Here is a 20,519-nt window from a genome sequence, read left to right as displayed (position 1 = left end):
CGGCAGCGGTCAGGACAACGCGCTGACCATTCAGACCAACGCTACCGGCCTCGCAATCAATCTCGGCGGAGGAAACGACTCGGTTTGGCTCGCCAACGGCTCGAATTCCGTCAGTGTGACGGACGTGGAGAATGTCAACGGCAGCGACTTCACCGGTGGCATTACCCCCAGCAACGACACGTTGGAGCTGCTCAACAACGTGTCGGGCGTCACCGTCAATCTTGGCGACGGCACCAACACGTTGAATCTCGCTGACGGCAACAACTCGTTCGACGCGCTCCATGGAGTCAATTTTGTTAACGGCACTTCGTCAAGCGATACGTTGACCCTGAATGGCTATCAAGGCTCCGTCGATCTTGGTGGCGGGACCGACACGCTTAACTTGAACGGAGGCTCGTTCAACCTGACCGTGATCGATGTTGAAACGATCAATGGCAGCGCCCTGCAAGACAACCTTACGATCAGCAACACATCGGGTAGCACGACCGTTACAGCGGGTGCGGGCTACGATGGGATTACGGCCGGCGCGGGGCAGGACAATTTCCGCTTTACCAGCGTGTCGGATTCGCTCGTGGGCGGCTCGGCTGACCAGATTACCAATTTCGATGCCAGCAGCGATACGTTCACCTTCTCCGGCATCGCGATTGGTGACGATCACATCGAGTATGTCGGCACCGGTGCCTTTGCCGGTAGCGGTCAGGCATCGGCCCATCTGCTTAATAATGGGCCCGGTGCCAACGTCCTGCAGATTGATATCGACGGCGACGGCACAATGACGTCGGCCGACATGGAGATCGGGCTGAACAACCTCAACGGCACGCTGAGTAATTCCAACTTCCTGCTGATCTGACGCAAAATCGGCGCAACATACGCATCGTAATCAAGAAGCCGCGCGCCAAGCGTGGCTTCTTCGCATTCTGCAACTGGAGTGGCGCCGTCTGCTGGCTTTTGAGTTGGCGAATCCCGATTTTTCGATGCCTCACGAGTGTGCGCCGCGTGAGAAATGAGGCGATCTGATCGTGCGCTGGATGAGAATCGACACCGTTCGAATTCTCGCCGCCACCGACATTAACGATCGACAGGTCCGCCTGAATGCCAACGGCCCGAACGTTTCCAGGCATCGCAATCCGCTTACAATGCTGTCGCTATAAGCAGCTGATTTGTATCACCAATCCAAAATTCTCCGATGGCATTTGGCTCGACTGTCGCAAGTGCGCAGCATGCCGTATCAGCGCGCACTCGTGTCGGGCCAGCGACGCATCCGCGCCGATATTAGCCATCGATGCTCATTCTCCCATCGCCGCTATGTTCGGTGTGGGGAACGCGGTATTGTTACGGGGTAGCGAGGCCAATTGCTAATTTCCGGTTACCGAATTGCGGCGTTGCCTAAAGTTTATGTCTGGTGTTTCGGAAGGTTTTTGAATGCGCAAGATTTCGATGTTCCTGGCATGTTGCGGTATCGCATCTGTCGTAGCCGGCCCGGCGTATGCACAGAGCACGCCCAAGCAGCAGAAGGCAGTGCCGGCGCCAAGGCCAGCAACCCAGGCCGAGGCGACGGTGCCGGCAGCGGCGGCGGTCGATGAAAAGGCCGCCAAAGCGATCGATGGATTCCGTTCTTCGAAATTCGGCATGAACGAGGCGGATGTCCGCGCGGCGATCACCAAGGATTTCGGCGTCAAGCCGGATGCGATCAAGTCGCAGGACAATCCGGCCGAGCTGACCCGCAGCGTATTGCTGGCCGTTCCGGACCTGCTGCCGAGCGGCGGGATCGCCGAAGTATCTTACGTGTTCGGCTACAAGTCGAAGACGCTCATCCAGGTCGGCACGGTCTGGTCGAAAGGGACGGATCCGGCGATGACGCCGGAGAAGCTGTTCTCGAATGCCAACATTCTGCGCGCCCACTTCCTGGGCGAAGGTTTCAAGCCCGACACCATCGCCGTCAACACGCCCGTCGCCGGCGGTGTCCTGATGTTTCGCGGCAGCGATGCCAAGGATCGATCGGTGATCCTGCTGCTGCAGGGAACGTTCGAGACCAAAGAGAACAACCAGCGGGTCCTGACCCCGACCGGCCTGCTGCTGTTCTATGTGGCCGACACCAAGAGCCCCGACGTTTTCAAGCTCCCGCCTGGTCAATTCTGATGTCGTCCCGCTCCGGATCAACCCGACGCATGGCCGCCGGTCGCGCGCTCGTGTCACCAGCGAAGGTGAGCTGACATGCGTATGCCGCTCTCAGCCAGAAGCGAGGGTGGTCTGACGTTACGCAGGTTCTCGCGCCTGCGTTTCGTCTCGTTGATCTGCATTGCGCAGATGACGATCCTGCCGTTGCTCGGCACCAGTGTAAGAGCGCAGACGGCCAACGTGATCATTCCCGACGGCCGCACCGGAACCAGCCTGCAGACGTCGGGCAATGTCACCAACATCACCACGACCACCGTTTCCGGCGCCAACGCGTTCAATTCGTTTTCGCAGTTCGGGGTCGGGCAGGGCAACACCGTCAATCTGCAGGTGCCCAACGGCAGCCAGAACCTGATCAATATCGTCCGGGACGCGCCGGCGTACGTCAATGGAACGCTCAACTCCTATCAAAACGGCAAAATCGGCGGCAATGTCTATTTCGCCGATCCCTACGGCTTCGTGGTCGGCAAGACCGGCGTCGTCAATGTCGGCAGCCTGAACGTTTCCACGCCGTCGAAGGAATTCACCGACAGCATCATCGGCGCCACGGGGCAGATCAACAATGCTGCCGTAAACAGCCTGATGAACGGCTCATTCCCGATATCGCCGGACGGCAATATCCGGATTCTCGGCCGTATCAACGCCGCGGACGGGGTTCGTCTGACGGGCCAGAACGTCTTCGTCGGCGGCGGGAGGAGCCAGCGCGAGCGTGTCAACCACGAACATGCCTCCAAATTCGCGGCCTCGGTCAATTCCAAGGGCCTGCGCAGCGCCAGCGCCATCACCGTCCGCAACGGATCAATTCACATCGGAGCGGTCAACAACGCAACCATCTCCGGGCGGCTGACGGCGCGCAGCCGCACCACCACGCCGAGCACGATCACCGTCACCGCCGGAAACAATATCCAACTCAGCAAGAACGCCAGCCTGAGCACCGCCGCCAGCAAGACGGGCGACGCCGGCAACATCACGCTCAAGAGCACCGGCGACCTGACCGTGAAGAGCGGTGCCCGGATCAATGCCAGTTCCGCCAAGGGTAACGCGGCGGTCGTTGATCTGAGCGCCAACGGTATCGTCGACATCGCCAGCGGCGTCAAAATCAACGTTGCCGCGCCTAACGGCAATGCCGGCAAGCTCATCCTCGATCCGACGGATATCGTTGTCGGCGCGGCCACCGGTGTCGCCGGCGTCAACATGTCAAATGCCACGGTCGCTGCTGCGATCTCCGCGCTCAACGGCACTGGCACATTCACGCTTTTGGCGAGCAACTCGATCACGATCAATGGAAACGGCGTCGTCGACGGCGGGACCACCGTTAACGTGACCCTGAATGCGCCGACGCTGAACCTGCTGGCGGGCAGCTACGTGAGGGGCGACACGGTCGCCCTGAGTGCCAACACGTCGGGTGGCCAGGTCAATATCAATGCGGCCAGCAATGGCGGCGCTCAGGTTTTGACGAACACCGCACTGCAGATCATTGCGTCACGGGTCGTCCTCTCCAGCACCGCCAACATGATCGTCGGCAATGGCAGCACGAGCACCAACACCGGCGCGGCCGGCTTTGTCTCCAATGCCACGATCTCCCGCTACGCCGGCGTACTAGGCGGCGGCGCCACTCTCTCGCTCAGCGCATCGTCGCAGATCACCGTCGACTCCACTGGTATTGTCGACGGCCGCCGCATGAACGGCGCCGTTTCGAACGCACATTCGGTGGAAAACATCGTATTGAGCGCGCCGACGATCAACATTGACAACGGCGGGCAGGTTCTTGCGCAGGCTGTCAATGCCGGCGGCACCAGTTTTACCTCCGGCCGGGTCATCATGAACGCCTTCGGTGCGGGTTCGGGTTTGAACATTTCGGGCACGGTCAAGGGTGCATTCCTTGGCTTCAGTACGGACCAGGCCTCGATCACCGTGGGATCGACGGCCGTGATCGTTGCCGATCCGTCCCGTGTCATCAATTTCAATGGACCATCGATCAACGTAGTGACCGGCGCGAGCATCACCGGCAGCACCGTCGGCTTCTTCTTCAACCAAAGCACGCTGACGGTCGGTGGCGCCTCGCTTACCGGGGGCAACGTACTCGCCAACAACGGCCAAGCCGGCCAGTTGTCGAATGCGATGATCGCAAAATACATCGCGGCGGTAAACGGCTCCGCAACGTTGTTGCTGTCGGCTCAGGCCAACACGCTGAATCTCAACGCCGATGCGGTGATCAACGCCGGCAGCACGATGAAGGTCGCGCTGCAGGCCCGTACGCTCAACGTCATGTCGGGCGCACAGATCGCCGCGGGCGCCGCCGCGTTTGCCTTCGACCAGGACAACGTCATCATCGGCAGTTCGGCCGATCCCAGTGCCGGGAGCGCCGGGTTCGTCAACAACACCCAGATCGCCTCGTTGATGCTGGCGCTTTCCGGAGCCAGCGGATTCGAGATATCGGCGAACAATTCGATCACCCTCAACGCGACCGCCGTCATCGATTCACGTTCACTGAACGCCTCGCAGAATTCGCAGGCCAACTCGCGGAACGTTACGTTGAGCGCGCCGACGATCACGATGGCCCAGGGATCGAAGATCCTTGCTCAAGCCGTCAATTTCGGTGGCTCGACCTTCACCAGCGGTGCCGTCACGCTCAACGCGACCGCGAGCGACAACCGGTCATCCGGCCATGCCAGCGCGACGACCGGCATTACGATCGACGGCCAAATCACGGGCGGGGCGATCAACATCAGCGCAACGTCGGAGGCCGTATCAAGTTTCTCGAGCAACATCGTGTCCGATTTTGCAGTTCTCGGACAGGCCATTCCAGGTTTAATCCTGGGCCTCAACGGTGGATATGTCGCCGCAAGCGCAACGGCGAATGTTGCCATCAACAGTCACGCAAACATTACCGGCACCGGCAATGTTACGATCAGCGCGAATGGCAAGGAGGTCGCCGAAGATCCCGTCATCGCCAGCACCTTGCTTGGCCTCTCGCCCGTTGGAGCAGGCGTGGTCGTCGGCACCCTCTCAGGAAACGTCTCGACCAATGTCGCATCCGGCGCGACGATCAGCGCCGGCGGCAGCCTGAACATCAACGCCATCAACGATGCGACGCTCAAGGTTTCCGCGGTGGCTGCGACCACCAGCGCACTCGTCGTTGCGACCGTCGCCTATTCGGAGGCCAACGTCACGACGACGGCGAACGTCGCGACCGGCGCCAACCTGACGGTCGGCACGGCGAGTGGGTCGACCGGCGGCTTCGCGCTGCGCGCGCTGAACAACAACAGTTTCTCGACGTCGGCGACGTCGGTAGCCCTCAGTACCCCGGCGCTGAATGGCGGCGTTGGCGGCGCGGTAGCCATCAGCAATGCCACCACGACCGCGACGGCGACGCTCGGCGCATCGCTCGGCACATTCGCAAACCGAATGGTCGGCTCCGTGCTGGTCGAGGCCACATCCAACACCCAGTCAAACTCGACCATGGCCTCGACTACCGTCGGCACCCCGGCATTGATTGGAGCCTTGCAAGGTGCGCTGCTTCCCAGCGCTACGGCGCCTGCCAATTTGTTCTTGCTGCAGATGAGCACGCTGTTCCAGTCGGACCTGGGTCTCAAGGCGGCGGCTGCGTTGTCGGTCGCGAATAGTACCCAAAACGCAACGGCGGCGATCGCGCAAAATCCGAGCGGCGGTGCGCCATCGATTTACTCGACCGGAAATGTAGCCGTCGTCAGCAACGTGATCGACGTCGGCGTCCGCAGCAATTCGACGGCCTCTGCGATCGCCTCAAGCTTCCCCGGCGGTACGCCGGAACCCACCGCCGTCAGTGCGGCGGTGGCATGGGGCAAATTCACACATAATTCGAACGCCTATATCGGTGCCGGTACCTTGATCGACGCACCGAATATCGGCGTGACGGCGAACACCTACATGCCGATAACCAATACCTGGCTGAAATGGGCCGGCCTTGGCGAGGTGTTGAGCCACCTCAACGGCACGCTCGGCGTCGGCGGCAACATCCTGACCAGCTACGCCAACTCGAGCGCGACTGCGGGTGAGACCGTCGCGATCGCCGGTTCGTTGAATGACTTTATCGTCAACAACAACACGACGGCATGGGTCGCGACGGGCGCAAGCCTGAACGCGACCTGTACGATCGCGGTTTGCGGTAGTGGCTCGTGGTCGGTGCCGCTTAACAGCGGCGATACACAGGATTTCAGCGCGAACCTCACCGTCGCTGCAAATACGACAACGAATTCTATCAATGCCGCCGGCAATACCGGCGCGCTCGGTCTCGGCTGGGGTAGCTCGTCAGGCGGCTCCTCGCTGGGAGGTGCGCTCAATCTCGTCCTGTTTACCAGCAATACCATTGCCGGCGTGGCTTCCGGCGCATCACTCGGTGCGGCCAACAAAATCGCCGTCGAGGCGGCGACGACCGACCAATTCTTCGGTGTGGCGCCGACATCGGGCAAGGCTGCGGGCGCCCTGGTACTGAATGGGATCACGTCGATCGCGCTGGTCGACAACACCACGCACGCATCGATTGGGCAGGGAGCCCATGTGTCTGCGCCGACGGTCAATATTCACGCGGCACAGGAACTTTCGATGATTTCGCTGGCCGGCGCGTTCTCGGCCGGCGCCGGCTCCGCTGTCGGCATAGCGGTCGCCTATCTCGGTGCGAACACCGACACCGCCGCCTACATCGGTGACAATCGTTGGGATATCAGGTCGGGTCCCTTCATTGACAATGATCGCTTCTCGGGTAACGGCGGTGGAAACGGCACAGTCGCCGCCAACACCCTCGCGCTTAGCGCGACTACCGCAGGCCGCATCACTGCCGCTTCAATCGCGGCCGCGATAACAAGTCCGACATTTTCCAGCTTTGCCAACAAGGCGGAAGCCGTAACCGACGCCGCCACCGGAGGAACCGCAGGCATCGCTACCGGTGCGAGCAAGGTCAGCCAGAAATCAGGGACCTCACCCGATGGCTTCAGCATCGACGTGGCCGGAAGTTCGTCGGTCAGCGATGTCAGCATGGGTACCAGCGCCTTTATTTCCGGTGTGACGGTCAACCGTTTCGATGCGTCGAGCACCACGGCCAGGACGCTGGTTCAGGCGCTCAACGACACTGTACTGAACAACGGATCGGGATCTGCTTCGGCCAACCTCGCCGGAAGCGATTCGCCGAGCAGCCTCGCGATAGGCGGTGCGATTGCCTCGGCGATGTCGAACAACGCAACTCTGGCCTATATCGATAACACGACCATCAATAACCACAGGTCGGTGTCGGTGCAGGCACTGAACGGCGGCGAGCAAACCGTCGTGGCCATTGCCATCGCCGGATCGCAGGGGGGCAATGCCGCGGCGGTATCGGCTTCTGTCGGCATTATCACTGACAGCGTGAACGCCTATATTCAAAACTCCACCATTAACGGCGTCAGCGGCGGCACTTCGCGCTCAGTCGAGGTGGACGCGTATCAAACCAGCAATATCGCGATCGGTGGCGGCTCGTTGTATATGGCGGGCGGCAAGGGCGGCATCGGCGTCACGATGACCTACGCCTCCATTGGCGATCCGACGGGCGGCAAGGCCGCCGACGCGCATATACGCTCGACGTCGATCAACAATTACGACACGCTTACCGTGCTGTCGGATAACGCCGGCGTCATCGCGGCGGGCGGAGCATCCGGCGGAGTCGGAGGCAACGGTCTTGGCGGCGCCATCGTCGTCTCCGAGATCACCTCATCGACGACCGCCTATATCAGCAGCAGTGCCACCGTAAACATCAATGTCACGGGCGCCGTCGTTGTGACCGCTGATAGTGTGGCTATCTCGGCGCTCGACAACGCGCTGTCAGATCTGGTGAGAGAGTCGAACAACAATCAGCTCGCATCATCCAATTGCGGAACCAGTGGCAGCCCTCAAACCTGCGTTGATTTCAGCTACGCGGCTCTTAATGGTGGCACAACGGGTACGCCTCAGGCACCCGGCGCCGCCATCATTTCGGTTGCCGGTTTGATCCAGGTTGGCAAGAACAATGTTGGCGCGTCGATCGTATACGACGATATCGCGACGACACATTCAGCCTACATCGCGGGCGTGCTGCTGACCTCAAGCAGCGGCTCCGTCTCGGTGACTGCGACCGACTCGTCGGAGATCCAGTCCGTTGCAATCGGTGTTGGCGGCGGAAACGGCCAGTTCTCGGGCCTGGCCGGGATGACCATCAGTTCGATTGGTAACACGGTTTCGGCGACCGTTGGCAACGCGCAGTCGAACACCACAAATTCGACTATTGCTTCGACAAATCTCTTTTTGGCCGCGAAGGATACCTCGAAAATTACCGGGACTGCGGCCGTGGCCGGCGTGTCGACGGGAGGCAGCGCCGCTGGCCTTGCCATTGTCTACAGCGACATTTCGAACAATGTGAGCGCCGGAATAACGGGCTCCAAGGTGGTTTCGAGCGGTCGCGTTGCCGTCGCAGCCGAATCGGTCGCCGCGATATCGACAGTTGCTGTCGGTGTCGCCATGTCGTCACAGCTCGGTCTGGCCGGATCGGTCGCCACTAATCTGATGGGCACCAATGTTACAGCCAGCATTTCCGGTGGTGCCGACGTCATCGGCGAGAACAGCGTTGCCGTGCTGGCGACCAACACCGACAACGCTGCGGTCTTCGCCGGCGCCTTTGCTATCTCGAAGGGCTCGGCCGGGGGCGCAGGCTCGCTCGTCACCAACAAGATCACCGGTAATACGTCAGCCTATATCAGCGGCGCTACCACCAAGGTCGATGCGCGCGGCACCAGTTCGTCGGACACCGTGTCCGTCAATAGCGGCACCCTCAGGTATGGGCTCGATCTAGGTGCGTTCAGCGCCCCGACCGACGATACGCCCGACCTGAGCGAGACACGTGAGAATGTGCGGGGCCTTTCGGTCGTCGCCAGTTCGCACCAGGCGGTCGTCGCCAACGTGGCCAGCCTGGCCGCGAGCAGCGGCGTTTCGATCATGATCAACCCGATCGTCAACGTGATGTCGGGCGCGACCAAAGCCTATATCGACAGCGCCAGCATCGACACCCGCCTGACCAGCTCCACTTCGTTGCCCCAGATCAACGTCGCCGCCAGCAGCATGTCTTACTCCGGCACGTTCGGCCTCGGGATCGTGGCGCCGACCGGCACCGCGGGCGGCGGCGCGACCATCATCAGCACGACGATGTCGCGCGAAACGTTCGCCTATATCACCAACGCCGAAGTCGGCGGCACGGTCAACGTAGGCGGCGTGGTCTCCCCGACGGTCGGTGCGGTCACGGTGAAAGCCAATGCCGAGCAGCACGCGTCCTCGGTCGCGGTCGGCTTCAACAGCGGTTCGGTCGGCCTCAACGTCTTCAATGCCAGCACGGAAGCCTATGTCGATGGCGGCTCCCTGACCGCCTCGTCACTGTCGGTCAAGGCCAAGAACAGCACGGGTATCGCTTCCGCCAACGGCTCCGGCGCCTACGGCAGCAATGTGGCGATCGGCGCTGCCTTCCTGGTCCAGGTCAGTTCGAACAAGACCCTGGCTTACGTAGGCGACGAATTCCACTACCGCGGCAACAGCGCGGCCCATACGACGGCGCTGCAATTGACCGGCGCGCTCGATGTCGATGCAAGAACGATCAACGATTTCCAGGCGTTTTCGGTCGGCGGCGCGATCTCGACCGGCGGCGGGGCTGTTGCTGGCATGGCCAACATCGAGATCGCCAACAACGTCACGATCGCCGGCATCTACGACACCACGTTGACGTCGCCGACCGGCACCGCTGCCGGCGCGGTTACGGTGAACGCCAATGAGGAAGTCTACATCCGGGAGATCGCGGGCGCGCTGTCGGTTGCGACCGGCGGGGTAGGCGTCGGCGCCGCCGCCAACGTGCTGGTGTTCAAGAGCCAGACCGCGGCGGAGACCCGCAACAGCAATCTGAACTCGTCCGGGGCGATCAACGTCAATGCCCAGAGCATCAAGGAAGTGCAGTCCTATGCCGTGACCGTGGGTGCCGGCAGCTCGGTGGGCATCGGCGCGGCGATTGGCGTCATCCTCATCGGCACCAACACGGCGGACGCCGACACGCAGGGCGACCAGACCGGACAGTTCGGCGGCACCATCGCCGCCGCCAACGCCGGAACCAATTCCAGCCAGGGCAGCGGCGCGGTCGCGAGCGGTACAGCCGGCAATCCGAGCGGCGCCAACGCCACCTCGACCTATGACGTGAGCACCGTGCTGACCGGTGGCAATGACAGCGTCACAGCACAGATCGCGGGCGGCAACGTCACCGGCACCCAGGTCAACGTCAACGCCACCAGCGCCAACGCCGCGCAGCAATTCCTGCTCGGCGCCGGTTTCGGCAAGAATGTCGGCGTCGGCGCCGGTATCGGATACACCACCGTTAACAGCAGCGTTCTGGCCAATCTGAGCGCCATCGTCTCGGCTCCCATGGTCAGCGTCGCAGCTGTCGTGAAGGATGCCACCACCGGGCCTTACGCCGGCAAGACCGTGGACACCGAATCCATTGCCGGTGGCTTGTCGCTTTACTTCGGCGCCCAGGCGGCCGTGGCGGTTGGCAATGTCAGCAATAACGTGACGGCGCAGCTCGGCGGCACGGTGACGGGAACGGGCGGAAATGGCGTTCAGGTGAGCGCACGCGACACCTCGACCCAGGCGGCAACGGCCGGGGGCGGCAGCGGCGGCATCGCGGCCGTCGGCGTTACGATCGCCACAACCGCAAAATCCAGTTCGGTCGCCGCCAAGATCCTGGATAACGCCAGCGTCAACAGTTCGACCGTTGCCGTTACGGCAACCGAAGCCGGCGAATTGTCGGCGTCGGCGACGGCGGTTGCCGGCGGCATCGTCTCCGGCACCGGCGCGGCCGCGACCGCGAAGGAAGACTCCACCGTACTGGCGGAGATCGGCAGCAGCGCCGCTATCACCACTTCCTCGACCGGCCTCGGCACCCTGGTATCGGCTTCGGCGACGCCGGACATCTCGGCGACTTCGCTGGGTGTCGCCGTCGGCGGCGGCGCGATCGGTGTCTCCGTGGCGCTGGCGAGTTCGGCGCTCAACGTCACCTCCCGCGTCGGCAACAGCACCACTTTCACCGGGGGCGACGTTTCCGTCACCGCCATGGCGCTGACGCCCAGTAGCGGCAACGGCATCTATGCCCGTGCGATCGCGGGCGGCGGTGGATCGCTGATCGGCGTTCAGGGCAGCTACGCCGAGACCAGGGAGAACTCGACGGTCAGTGCCTATGGCGGGACGGGAATTACGCTGCCGGACGGCGACTTCATCATTGCCGCCCAAAACGACAGCAACCAGTACGCGACAGCGACGGGTATCGCGGCCGGCTATATCGCGGCGGGCGCGACCATCAGCAAGGTCACATCCAACGCCACCACGGAGGCCTATCTGGGGGCGGGGGCGATCACCACCGCGAACCATATCGGGATACTGCAGATCACCGCGGTCGGCACCGACAGCCTTGCGTCCAGCGCGACGGCCGGCTCGGGCGGCACCATCGCCGGCGCCGCGGCGGTCGCGTTGATCAACAACACCGCGACGACGAGCGCGAATCTTTACGGTAACGCGACGTCCAACACGCTTTACCTCGGCGGGCTGAACATCCAGGCCCAGCATCAGACAAATTATGCCGGCAATGGCGACGCCTTCCAGGCGTCCTTTGCCGGCGCCAGCGGCGGCAACGCGACCAACAATATCACCTCGACCACGACGGCCGGCGTCGGAACCAATCTGATCATTCATTCCGCCGGCGGCGACATGCTCGTGATCTCCAACGACATCGTCAATCAGGTCGGTGGCGGAGCGCGGGCAGGGTCGGGCGGCGTGGCTGCGGGCGCCGCGACGGTGAGTGACGCCCATATCACCCAGAGGGCGACCACGAATATCGGCAGCGGCACGATCCTCAGCCTCAACGACGATCCGTTGACCTCAACGGCCAAGGTCAACATCGAGGCCTACAACTCGCTGCGCACCGTCGACAGCGTCAGCCTGACCGCGGGCGGCTTGTTTGCCGGCGGCGGGGCGCGGTCCAATATGACGGCGAACGCCTACGCCACGGTGAACATTGACGCGACCGAGATCTTCAGCGCCGGTAACCTCTTCATCGGCACGGCGTCGTCGCTGATCGCGTACAACTACGCCAACGCGAACCTCTACGGCGCCATCACCGGCGCCGGCGCCAGCACCAATACCTCGCTGACCGCGAACCAGACCGTCAACGTGAGCGGCGATACGACGCTCCTGGCCTGGGGCCTGCTCAATCTCACCGCCGGCCAGGCCGGCGACGGCAGCAAGTACAGCCAGGTGAGCGCCAACGCGACCACCGTGGTCTACAACCAGGCCTTGATCCCGATTACCGCCGTGTATAGCGGCACGGCCACGGCGCGCAGCTATACCGACCTGAATATCGCCGGCGGCGCGCGGGTGCTTGGTGTGAACAACGTCTCGCTTGCAGCGACCAAAGGCGCCGTATCCGCGAATGGCAGGGGCACCAATTACAATCCATATCTGACGCTGTTCAGCACCGAGAACCACGACAACCACAGCGATGCGACCCAGCTCCGCGGCAACATCTCGCAGAACGGCGTCGTGGTGGCCGGCATCTACAATCAGCAATCGATCCTCATCGCTGTCGGCGCCACCACGCCAACGCTAACAACGAACAGCCCGTACGCGCTGACTCTCGAACTGGTCTCCAATCCCAATAATTTCAGCACGGTCAAGAAGTACAATCACCAGACCATCCAGTACGCGGTCGTCAACGGGTTCAATCCCTATCAGACCATCGTCTCGCAGATCGCAACGTTGAGCGGGTTGTCGACGGCGGATGTGCAGACGGTGCTGTCGGGTGCCAATCCCACCATCACGATTGCCACTGCCAATGATCCGACCGGTGATATCCAGCGACAGGTCAACACGCTGATCCAGCAGGCGCCGTTCGCCGCCAACGTCGCCGGCGCGTCGATCGCGCTCGGCGATATCATGGTCTCGGGCGGCAACGTCTCGATCCTGGCCGATACGATGAGCGGCACGCAGGTGGCCGGCAAGGCCGCACCGCTTGTCTCGTCCCGGGACTCCGTCTCGATCAACATCGAGAACCAGGGCCTGAACTTCATGTCGGTGTCGAGGATGACGGTGACCGGGGTCAGCGGTGGCCACAATATCTTTACGGGTGCGGCGACCGACACCACGTCGCCCGGCATCACATTCCAGCAGGATCTGACGGGCTCGACGCCGGTCATCACCGTAAACGCCAGCTATAACCGCAAGGACCCGAACACCGGCCTCGGCGTCGATCTGAACGGAATCCCGCTGACCAAGACCCCCGATATCTACTTCAACGGCGAGGTCACCAACCTCAACGGCCTGCTCAACATCTCCAACGCGCTCGGCAACGTGGTCGCATCGAAGACCTACAACGCGGCGACGATCCAGGTGGTGGTCCCGAACGGCACCTTCACGTTCAATGGCGGGGTCGGCAGCATCTACAACACCAACGGCACCGTGTCGTCGCAGTGGGCGGGCGTCCAGTTCAGGCCCACCGACACGCTGACCGCCGTCATGACGGCGGCGACGTGGCTCGGAACGTACGGCCAGTACGTTCCAGGCGAGGTCTACATTGCCGGCAACGGCACCTACAAACCGTATACCCATTATTGCTGCAACGGCGGCAGCGGCAGCGCGGCTGCTGTACCGAACAGCGTGGTGTTCACCGCGCGCATGCTCAACCTGTTTTATGACGGCGTTTCGCTTTACTCGGCGATCTTCCTGCCGTCAGGCGAGGGCATTCCTGGAAACCTCGCTCAAATCGAGGGAGCCAATCCTGCCATCGTCTCGACCAGGCCTTGGGAGAAGAGCACCTATGACGGTCAGACCGTGTATGGTGACAACGGAAGCCCGTTCCATTGCTTGGGCTGCGCAGCCTTCTTCCAGGTCATCAACATCCAGTCCGCGGCGGTGACGCCAATAACCGCTGCGACGACCACCACGGCGGCGGCGCCCAACGCCTTTGCCATCGGCAAAGCCATCATCCTGTCGGCGTCGGTGCTCAACGTCAACGGAACCATCCAGAGCGGACAGAGCAGCAACTATTCGGTCAATATCGGCACCAACGTCAGGAACGCCATTGACAGCCTGCGCGCCGACACGCTGGCAAACTTGTCGCTCGCCCAGGCCCAGACCAATGCTCAGAACGGCAATTATCTCGACCTGACCCCGTATCTGACCAAGGTCAACGGCGGCGACGTGCAGGTTGGCGCTCGGTACAACGTGCTGACCGACCAGATCGTGCTGAACAGCGTGGTGCAGGGCACCGGTGGCTATGTCTACTTGAACGGCCGGATCATCAGCACGTCCACGAGCGGCACGTCGCAGGGCAACATCATCGTCAATGGCGGCGCCGGCACGATCACCGTCAACAACACGACCGGGACAACGCTCGTCACCAACACGATTAACACCGGCGTCAGCGCCGCAAGCGTCATCCAGATCGTCGACCAGCTCAAGCAGCAGACCACCTGGTACGTCTACAACGCCGCGGCGCCTGGCGGACAGCAGGTCAGCACCTACCGGACCGCAGGCGTCAACGCGAGCGGCTACAATTCGGGGATGCTGGTCGGCCTCAGCGGAACCTCGGGCGTGGTCTACCAGCCGCAGGCCAACCAATATTATCAATGGGTCGACACCGCGACGCTGACGCGTCCCGTCACCAGCACTGCCGCGGACTATGGCTGGACCTTCAGCGGCGTCTCGGCCAACTCGCAGACCTATCCCTACACACAGACCACGAGCCTCGTCTCGAACGTGCAGCAGGTCGTCAACGGCGTTGCGACCGGACAGTTGCAGACCGCCAACTTCCAGGAAGTCGTCACGGCGACCGGCGCTTACCATTCGAACAACTTCAACACCGGCAGTGGTGCATGCTGCGGCAGCCTCAAACAGTACAATTGGTACCAGCAGATCTACGACCGCCTGACCTTGACGTTGACGAACACCGTCAAGGCTTCCTACGACATCGGCATCCACTTCAACGGCGGCGGTTCCAGCTCGGTGGCGGTGACATCTGACGCCAGCATCGTGATCAATGGACCGATCAACAATCTGCAGGGCGCAACGACCGTCACCGCGACGGGCGCCAATTCGTCCATTACGGTCGGTGCGACCGCCAATAATCCGCTGATTTCCGGCACCAACGTCACGCTCAGGGCAGATGGCGGTATCGGCTCGCTCGCGGGGACGAAGACGCCGGTGCCGGTTCAGGTCTATGGCGGCAGGCTGAACGCAACATCGATCGACCGTGACATCGCCATTGCCGCGCAGGGATCGCTGGTGATCGGTCAGGTGAAGGCCAATTCGGCAATCGCGGGCAACGCGCCGCAAGGAAACATATTCCTGTCGGCGACCGGCGACATCAATTCGGGTTCACCCTACAACGTCGCCAACCCGGTCGTGGTCGGCAAATCGATCGAGATCAATTCGACGGGCGGCGCCATCGGCGCGGTTTCAGGTGTCAGCAACGGGGCAACGGTTCTCACCAACGTCAACCCGCTGGTGGTCCAGGCCACGGGGACGACCCTGATCAACGGCAGCGTCGATGGCGGGCTTCTCAACAGTACGTCCTCGACCGGTACCTACATCGTGCAATCGACCGGCGATCTCAGGCTCGGCAAGGTTTCGTCTGGCGGAGGAGTCTTCCTGGCGGCCGCAGCATCCGACGGTGGCACCGCCAACATCCTCAACGGCCTGTCGGCCGGCGGATTGACCGCCGAGCAGAGCGCGCACCTGCAGAGTGTCTGGACGGATCTGAACCTGGTAAGCGGCTCCGCGGCGGCTTCCGTGACCGCCTACGAGTCGATGATCAAGGCGGCCTACAACGATTATTGGCAGCTGCGGAATCTGGCGTTTGCCGACGGCAGCACCTACGCGCTCACCTCGCTGGGAGCCACCGTGCTCAGGGCCCAGGTCGCTGGCAAGCTCGACATCGATCCCGCTGCTGTCACGACGGCTCAGATGAAGACCGAGGCGGAAACGCGGTTTGAAAAGTCCCAATATCTGCTCGGCATCAAGACGGAAGCGCAGCTCACGAAAGATCTCACGACGCTGTTCGGCGCCAACCTTGCCAATAATGGAAACCTGCAGGCGGCGCCGGATCTGACTGTGTCGCTGACGGCCTACAACCCGAACTTCAGCTATTCGCTGTCGACCAGTTCGACGCTCTACGCGAAGATCACATCGGGTTCGCAGTGGACGCAGGACCAGCTCAAATACACCGTGAGCGCCGCCGCCAATCCGGCCACCGCTGTGGCGCCGGCGCCGATCGGCGAACTCACGCCGGCGAACGTCAGCGGCCGGCAAGTTATGCTCTATGCGCCGAACGGTTCGGTCGGCAACCTGGCCAGGCCCGTGGACTTCTCCTTCACCAGCAATGGTTCCTCGTCGTTGTCGGACGTACAGAAGGCCCTGCTGGCCTCGGCCGGTCCGTCACAACTGACGGTGACGCCGACAACCGACCAGGCTACCGGCGTCATCACGTATAATGTGAGCGTGTCGCAGCAGAGCTACGTCGTTCTCAATCCGATCGACGCCGTTGCCGCCAAGGTGCAGAGCGACATCTATCTGGCCAGCAAGTCCGACCTGAAGCTGGGTGGTATCGCCAACGCAACGTTTGGCCCGATCACGGCGGCACAGTCCAACGGCGTGCAGACCGTGAGTGGCGACGTCAAGCTTAACGCCGTCGGCGACATTTTCGCGGGCATTGCCAATCAGCCGGTAATCTCCGGCAACATCAGGGATCTCACCCTGATCTCGGAAACCGGCAACATCGGCCAGGCGCCGGCGGCCGGAACCAACCCGGCGAACAATCCGAACGCCCTCCAGATCGCTTTCGCCAACCCGTCGACCAACCAGCTCGACCAGGTCGTGGCGGCGCAGGGCGGCATCTATCTGAAACAGACCACCGGCGACCTTGTCCTCGGCAACGTCACCGCCGCCGGCGCGATCCAGTTCGCGGCGACCGGCAGCATCTATGCCCAGCCGCAGTTTACCGACCGGACCGCGGTCCATATCGCGGGCGCATCGCTGGACGTGCGCGCCGGTGGCAATGTCGGCTTCAACGGCACGACGGCCCAACCGCTGCAGGTCAAGATATCGGGCGCGATCACTGGCACCTCGGTCGGCGCCATGACGATCCTGGCCCCGTCGGACAACCTGAATATCGGTACGAGCGGAACCTACGGCGGGCTTTCCGCCGGCGGCGCGATGACGCTCCGGACGCCGGTTGGCGCGCTCAATATCAATGCCGACATCACCAGTGACGGCCTGATGCAATTGCTCGCCAACGGCGCGGTGACGTTCACGGCCGGTGCCAGCGCCGATCCGATTGTCGCCCAGAGCACCAACGGCGCGGTGACGCTGGCCTCGGCGTCGCTCACCATGGGCGCCTACACCGCCATCAACGCCGCGGGCGTGATCACCGTGGCGACCACCGGGGATGCCACGCTCGGCCAGCTCAACTCGTCGGCATCCTATGCCGCGGCCGGCAATGCGGCTTCCATCGTGGTTTCGGCCGGCGGCGTCTCCGCGGGCGCGATCCTGAGCAACGCCGACGGCCAGACCAACCTGGTAGCCTCGGGCGCCAACGCGCGGGTCGCGCTCAACGCCAACAGCATCGGGACATCGACGCAGCGGATCGCCTTGAACGCGCCATACCTGGCCGCCACGGCGACCGATGGCGGCATCTATATCGGCGCGCTGGCTGACCTTGAGGCGAGCCTGTTGTCGGCCGTCAAGGGTAGCGTGGACGTGCAGGGCAGCGGCAGTCTGACGCTGAACAGCGTCTTGGCCGGCACGGCGACCGGCGCCAACGGCACCTTCACCGCACGGGCAACCACCAGCGGCAGCAACATCGTCGTCGGGTCGGCCGCCAGCAGCGGCAGCCAGACGGTTCATGCCGACGGTAACGTGACCTTCAACCAGCTTGGCGCGACGGGCGCCGGCAGCGATCCCGGCGACATCACCGTCAACGCCGATCACGGGTTTATCCTGGCGCAGACGGTCACGAGCGGCGGCGTCACGACGCCGGGTTCGGTCGCGGCCAATGGTTCGGCTTCGCTGACGGCGGCCACCACCATCACCGGTTCAACGCTGTCCGCGACGACCGGATCGGCCTCGCTGCTGGCCGGCGGCCTGATCGACTGGACCGCGCTGACCGCGGGCACGACGCTGGGTGTCAACTCGACCGGCGGCAGCATCACGCTCAGGACCGCGCAGAGCGGCGGCAGCCTGACCCTGCATGCCAGCCAGAACGTCACGTTCATCCAGCAGTCCGCCACCGGCACCACCGGCGACGTCGGGAACGTCAACGTCAACGCCGCCAACGGCTTCATCCTGGCCGAGACCGTCGTTGCCGGCGGTGTCACGACGGCGGGCTCGGTCCCAGCCAATGGCTCGGTTTCGCTGACGGCCGCCACGACCATCACCGGCACGACGCTGGCGGCGACCACCGGTTCGGCCTCGCTCGTGGCCGGCGGCCTGATCGACTGGACCGCGCTGGTCGCGGGTACGACGTTGGGGATCAGTTCGACCGGCGGCAGCGTCACGCTCAGGACCGCGCAGAGCGGCGGTAGCCAGACGCTGCACGCCAGTCAGAACGTCACGTTCAACCAGCTGGCCGCCACCGGCATCAGCAGCGACGTCGGAAACATCAACGTCAATGCCGCCAACGGCTTCATCCTGGTAGAGACTGTCGTTGCCGGCGGCGTCACAACGCCGGGTTCGGTCTCAGCCAATGGCTCAGCTTCGCTGACGGCCGCCACGACCATCACCGGCACGACGCTGGCGGCGACGACCGGTTCGGCCTCGCTCCTGGCCGCCGGCCTGATCGACTGGACCGCTCTGACAGCAGGTACGACGCTGGGGGTCAATTCGACTGGCAGCAGCATCGCGCTTGCGTCAGCACAGAGCGGCGGCACGCAAACGCTGCACGCCAGGCAGAACGTGACGTTCAATCAGCTCACCACCAGCGGCATCGCGGGTGACGCGGGCAACGTCAACATCAACGCCGATACCGGCAAGCTCGCCGGCGGCTCGATCAATGCCCATGGTTCCGCCAGCCTGATCGCGGCGACCAGCAACACCGGCAACAACCTCACGGCCGTCACCGGCGGCGCGTTGCTGCAGGGAACGCTGATCGACTGGACCAACCTCAACGTTGCCGGCGCACTCGGCATCATCGCGACGGCGAACGGGATCACGCTGGGAACGGCGATCAGCGGCGGCACCCAGACCTTGCAGGCGCATGGCGACATCGTCTTCAAGCAGCTGACTGCCAATGGCATCCCCGGCGATGCCGGTGACGTCAATCTGAGCTCCAACTTCGGGTCAATCCTGGGCGGATCGGTCTATGCCAATGGCGACACCCGTTTCGATACGGCGGGCTCGATCAGCCTCGATCAGATCCGGGGCAATACGGTCGCACTGTCCGCGCCGGGCGACCTCACCATCAAATGGGTTCGCGTCGTCAAGCGACTGGATCTTGCCGCCAACACCATCAACGTCGTCGGCGGGCAAATTCCATCGACGCCGTCGATCCCGCTGATCATGAGCGTCACCGGTTACAAAGGCGGCGTCGCGACCTCGGCCAATCTCAACATCGATCCGGATACGATCATCGTGAACCAGTTCAGGGTCGTTGACGCGAACTTCGTCACCGACGCGCCGAACGTCACGATCGTCAACGGCTTCGTGCCGGGCCAGCTGATGCTGACGACGCTGACCCAACGGATCCTGCTGGACAACCGTTCGCCGTCGCCGTCGAACTGGGCGACGCTGCAGCTCTACCAGCCGGGCGGCGTGTTCACGATGAGCCACAACGGCAACGCCAACGTCACCGACAGCTACGTCGTTCTCTACAATGGCGACATCTCGGCGACCGTGACCAACTATATGGGTTCGCACACCTGCTGCAGCAGCTTCACCGGCTCGATGGCGATCCGCAACATCGCCAACGATACGGAGGGCACGGAAACGCTCAACACCTGGTTGGCGCAAAAGAGCGGCGCCGAAACGTTCTACCTGCTTGGCCTTGCCGGAAACGCGAGACTGGAGGCGCTGCTCACCCCGAAGCCGGTTGAGGTGATCGGATCGGGACCGGCCGTGAATATTGAGGGGCTTACGGAAGCCAGGAAGCTTCGGCAGCTCCAGCGTGAAGGGCGCAAGAACGGCCGTCCGGGCTGGAACAGCACCGGGCTTGATGGACGTGCAAAAGGGAATGCCAATCGGTTCGCGGATGCCAGGGAGAATGGCAATCCGGTAGTTCAGTTCTAAGG

Annotated in this window: 3 protein-coding genes; all 3 read left to right on the top strand. The window is 62.9% G+C overall.

Annotated elements, in window-relative coordinates; genetic code table 11:
* Nucleotides 1–124: 124 nt before the first annotated feature.
* The 3 genes from JQ609_RS20065 (at nt 125) to JQ609_RS20055 (ending at nt 20,517) form a co-directional block, all read left to right on the top strand.
* The gene (locus tag JQ609_RS20065; RefSeq protein WP_212208663.1) at nt 125–850 is read left to right on the top strand and encodes a hypothetical protein; all 726 of its coding nucleotides are present in this window, start codon (nt 125–127) and stop codon (nt 848–850) included.
* 572 nt (nt 851–1,422) lie between these two features.
* On the top strand, nt 1,423–2,139 hold the full coding sequence (locus JQ609_RS20060) for a hypothetical protein (RefSeq protein WP_212274675.1): 717 nt from the start codon (nt 1,423–1,425) through the stop codon (nt 2,137–2,139).
* A gap of 75 nt (nt 2,140–2,214) precedes the next feature.
* Complete coding sequence (locus JQ609_RS20055; protein ID WP_212274674.1) at nt 2,215–20,517, top strand: leukotoxin LktA family filamentous adhesin; 18,303 nt, start codon at nt 2,215–2,217, stop codon at nt 20,515–20,517.
* The last annotated feature ends 2 nt before the right edge of the window (nt 20,518–20,519 follow it).

The organism is Bradyrhizobium sp. AUGA SZCCT0169, from assembly GCF_018130085.1.
Lineage (GTDB): Bacteria > Pseudomonadota > Alphaproteobacteria > Rhizobiales > Xanthobacteraceae > Bradyrhizobium.
This window is presented reverse-complemented; position numbering and strand designations above follow the sequence as displayed.

What these genes read in the sequence shown, in the direction of transcription:
- JQ609_RS20060 (WP_212274675.1), top strand. Translation starts at nt 1,423, where the DNA reads ATGCGCAAGATTTCGATGTTCCTGGCATGTTGCGGTATCGCATCTGTC.
- JQ609_RS20055 (WP_212274674.1), top strand. Translation starts at nt 2,215, where the DNA reads ATGCGTATGCCGCTCTCAGCCAGAAGCGAGGGTGGTCTGACGTTACGC.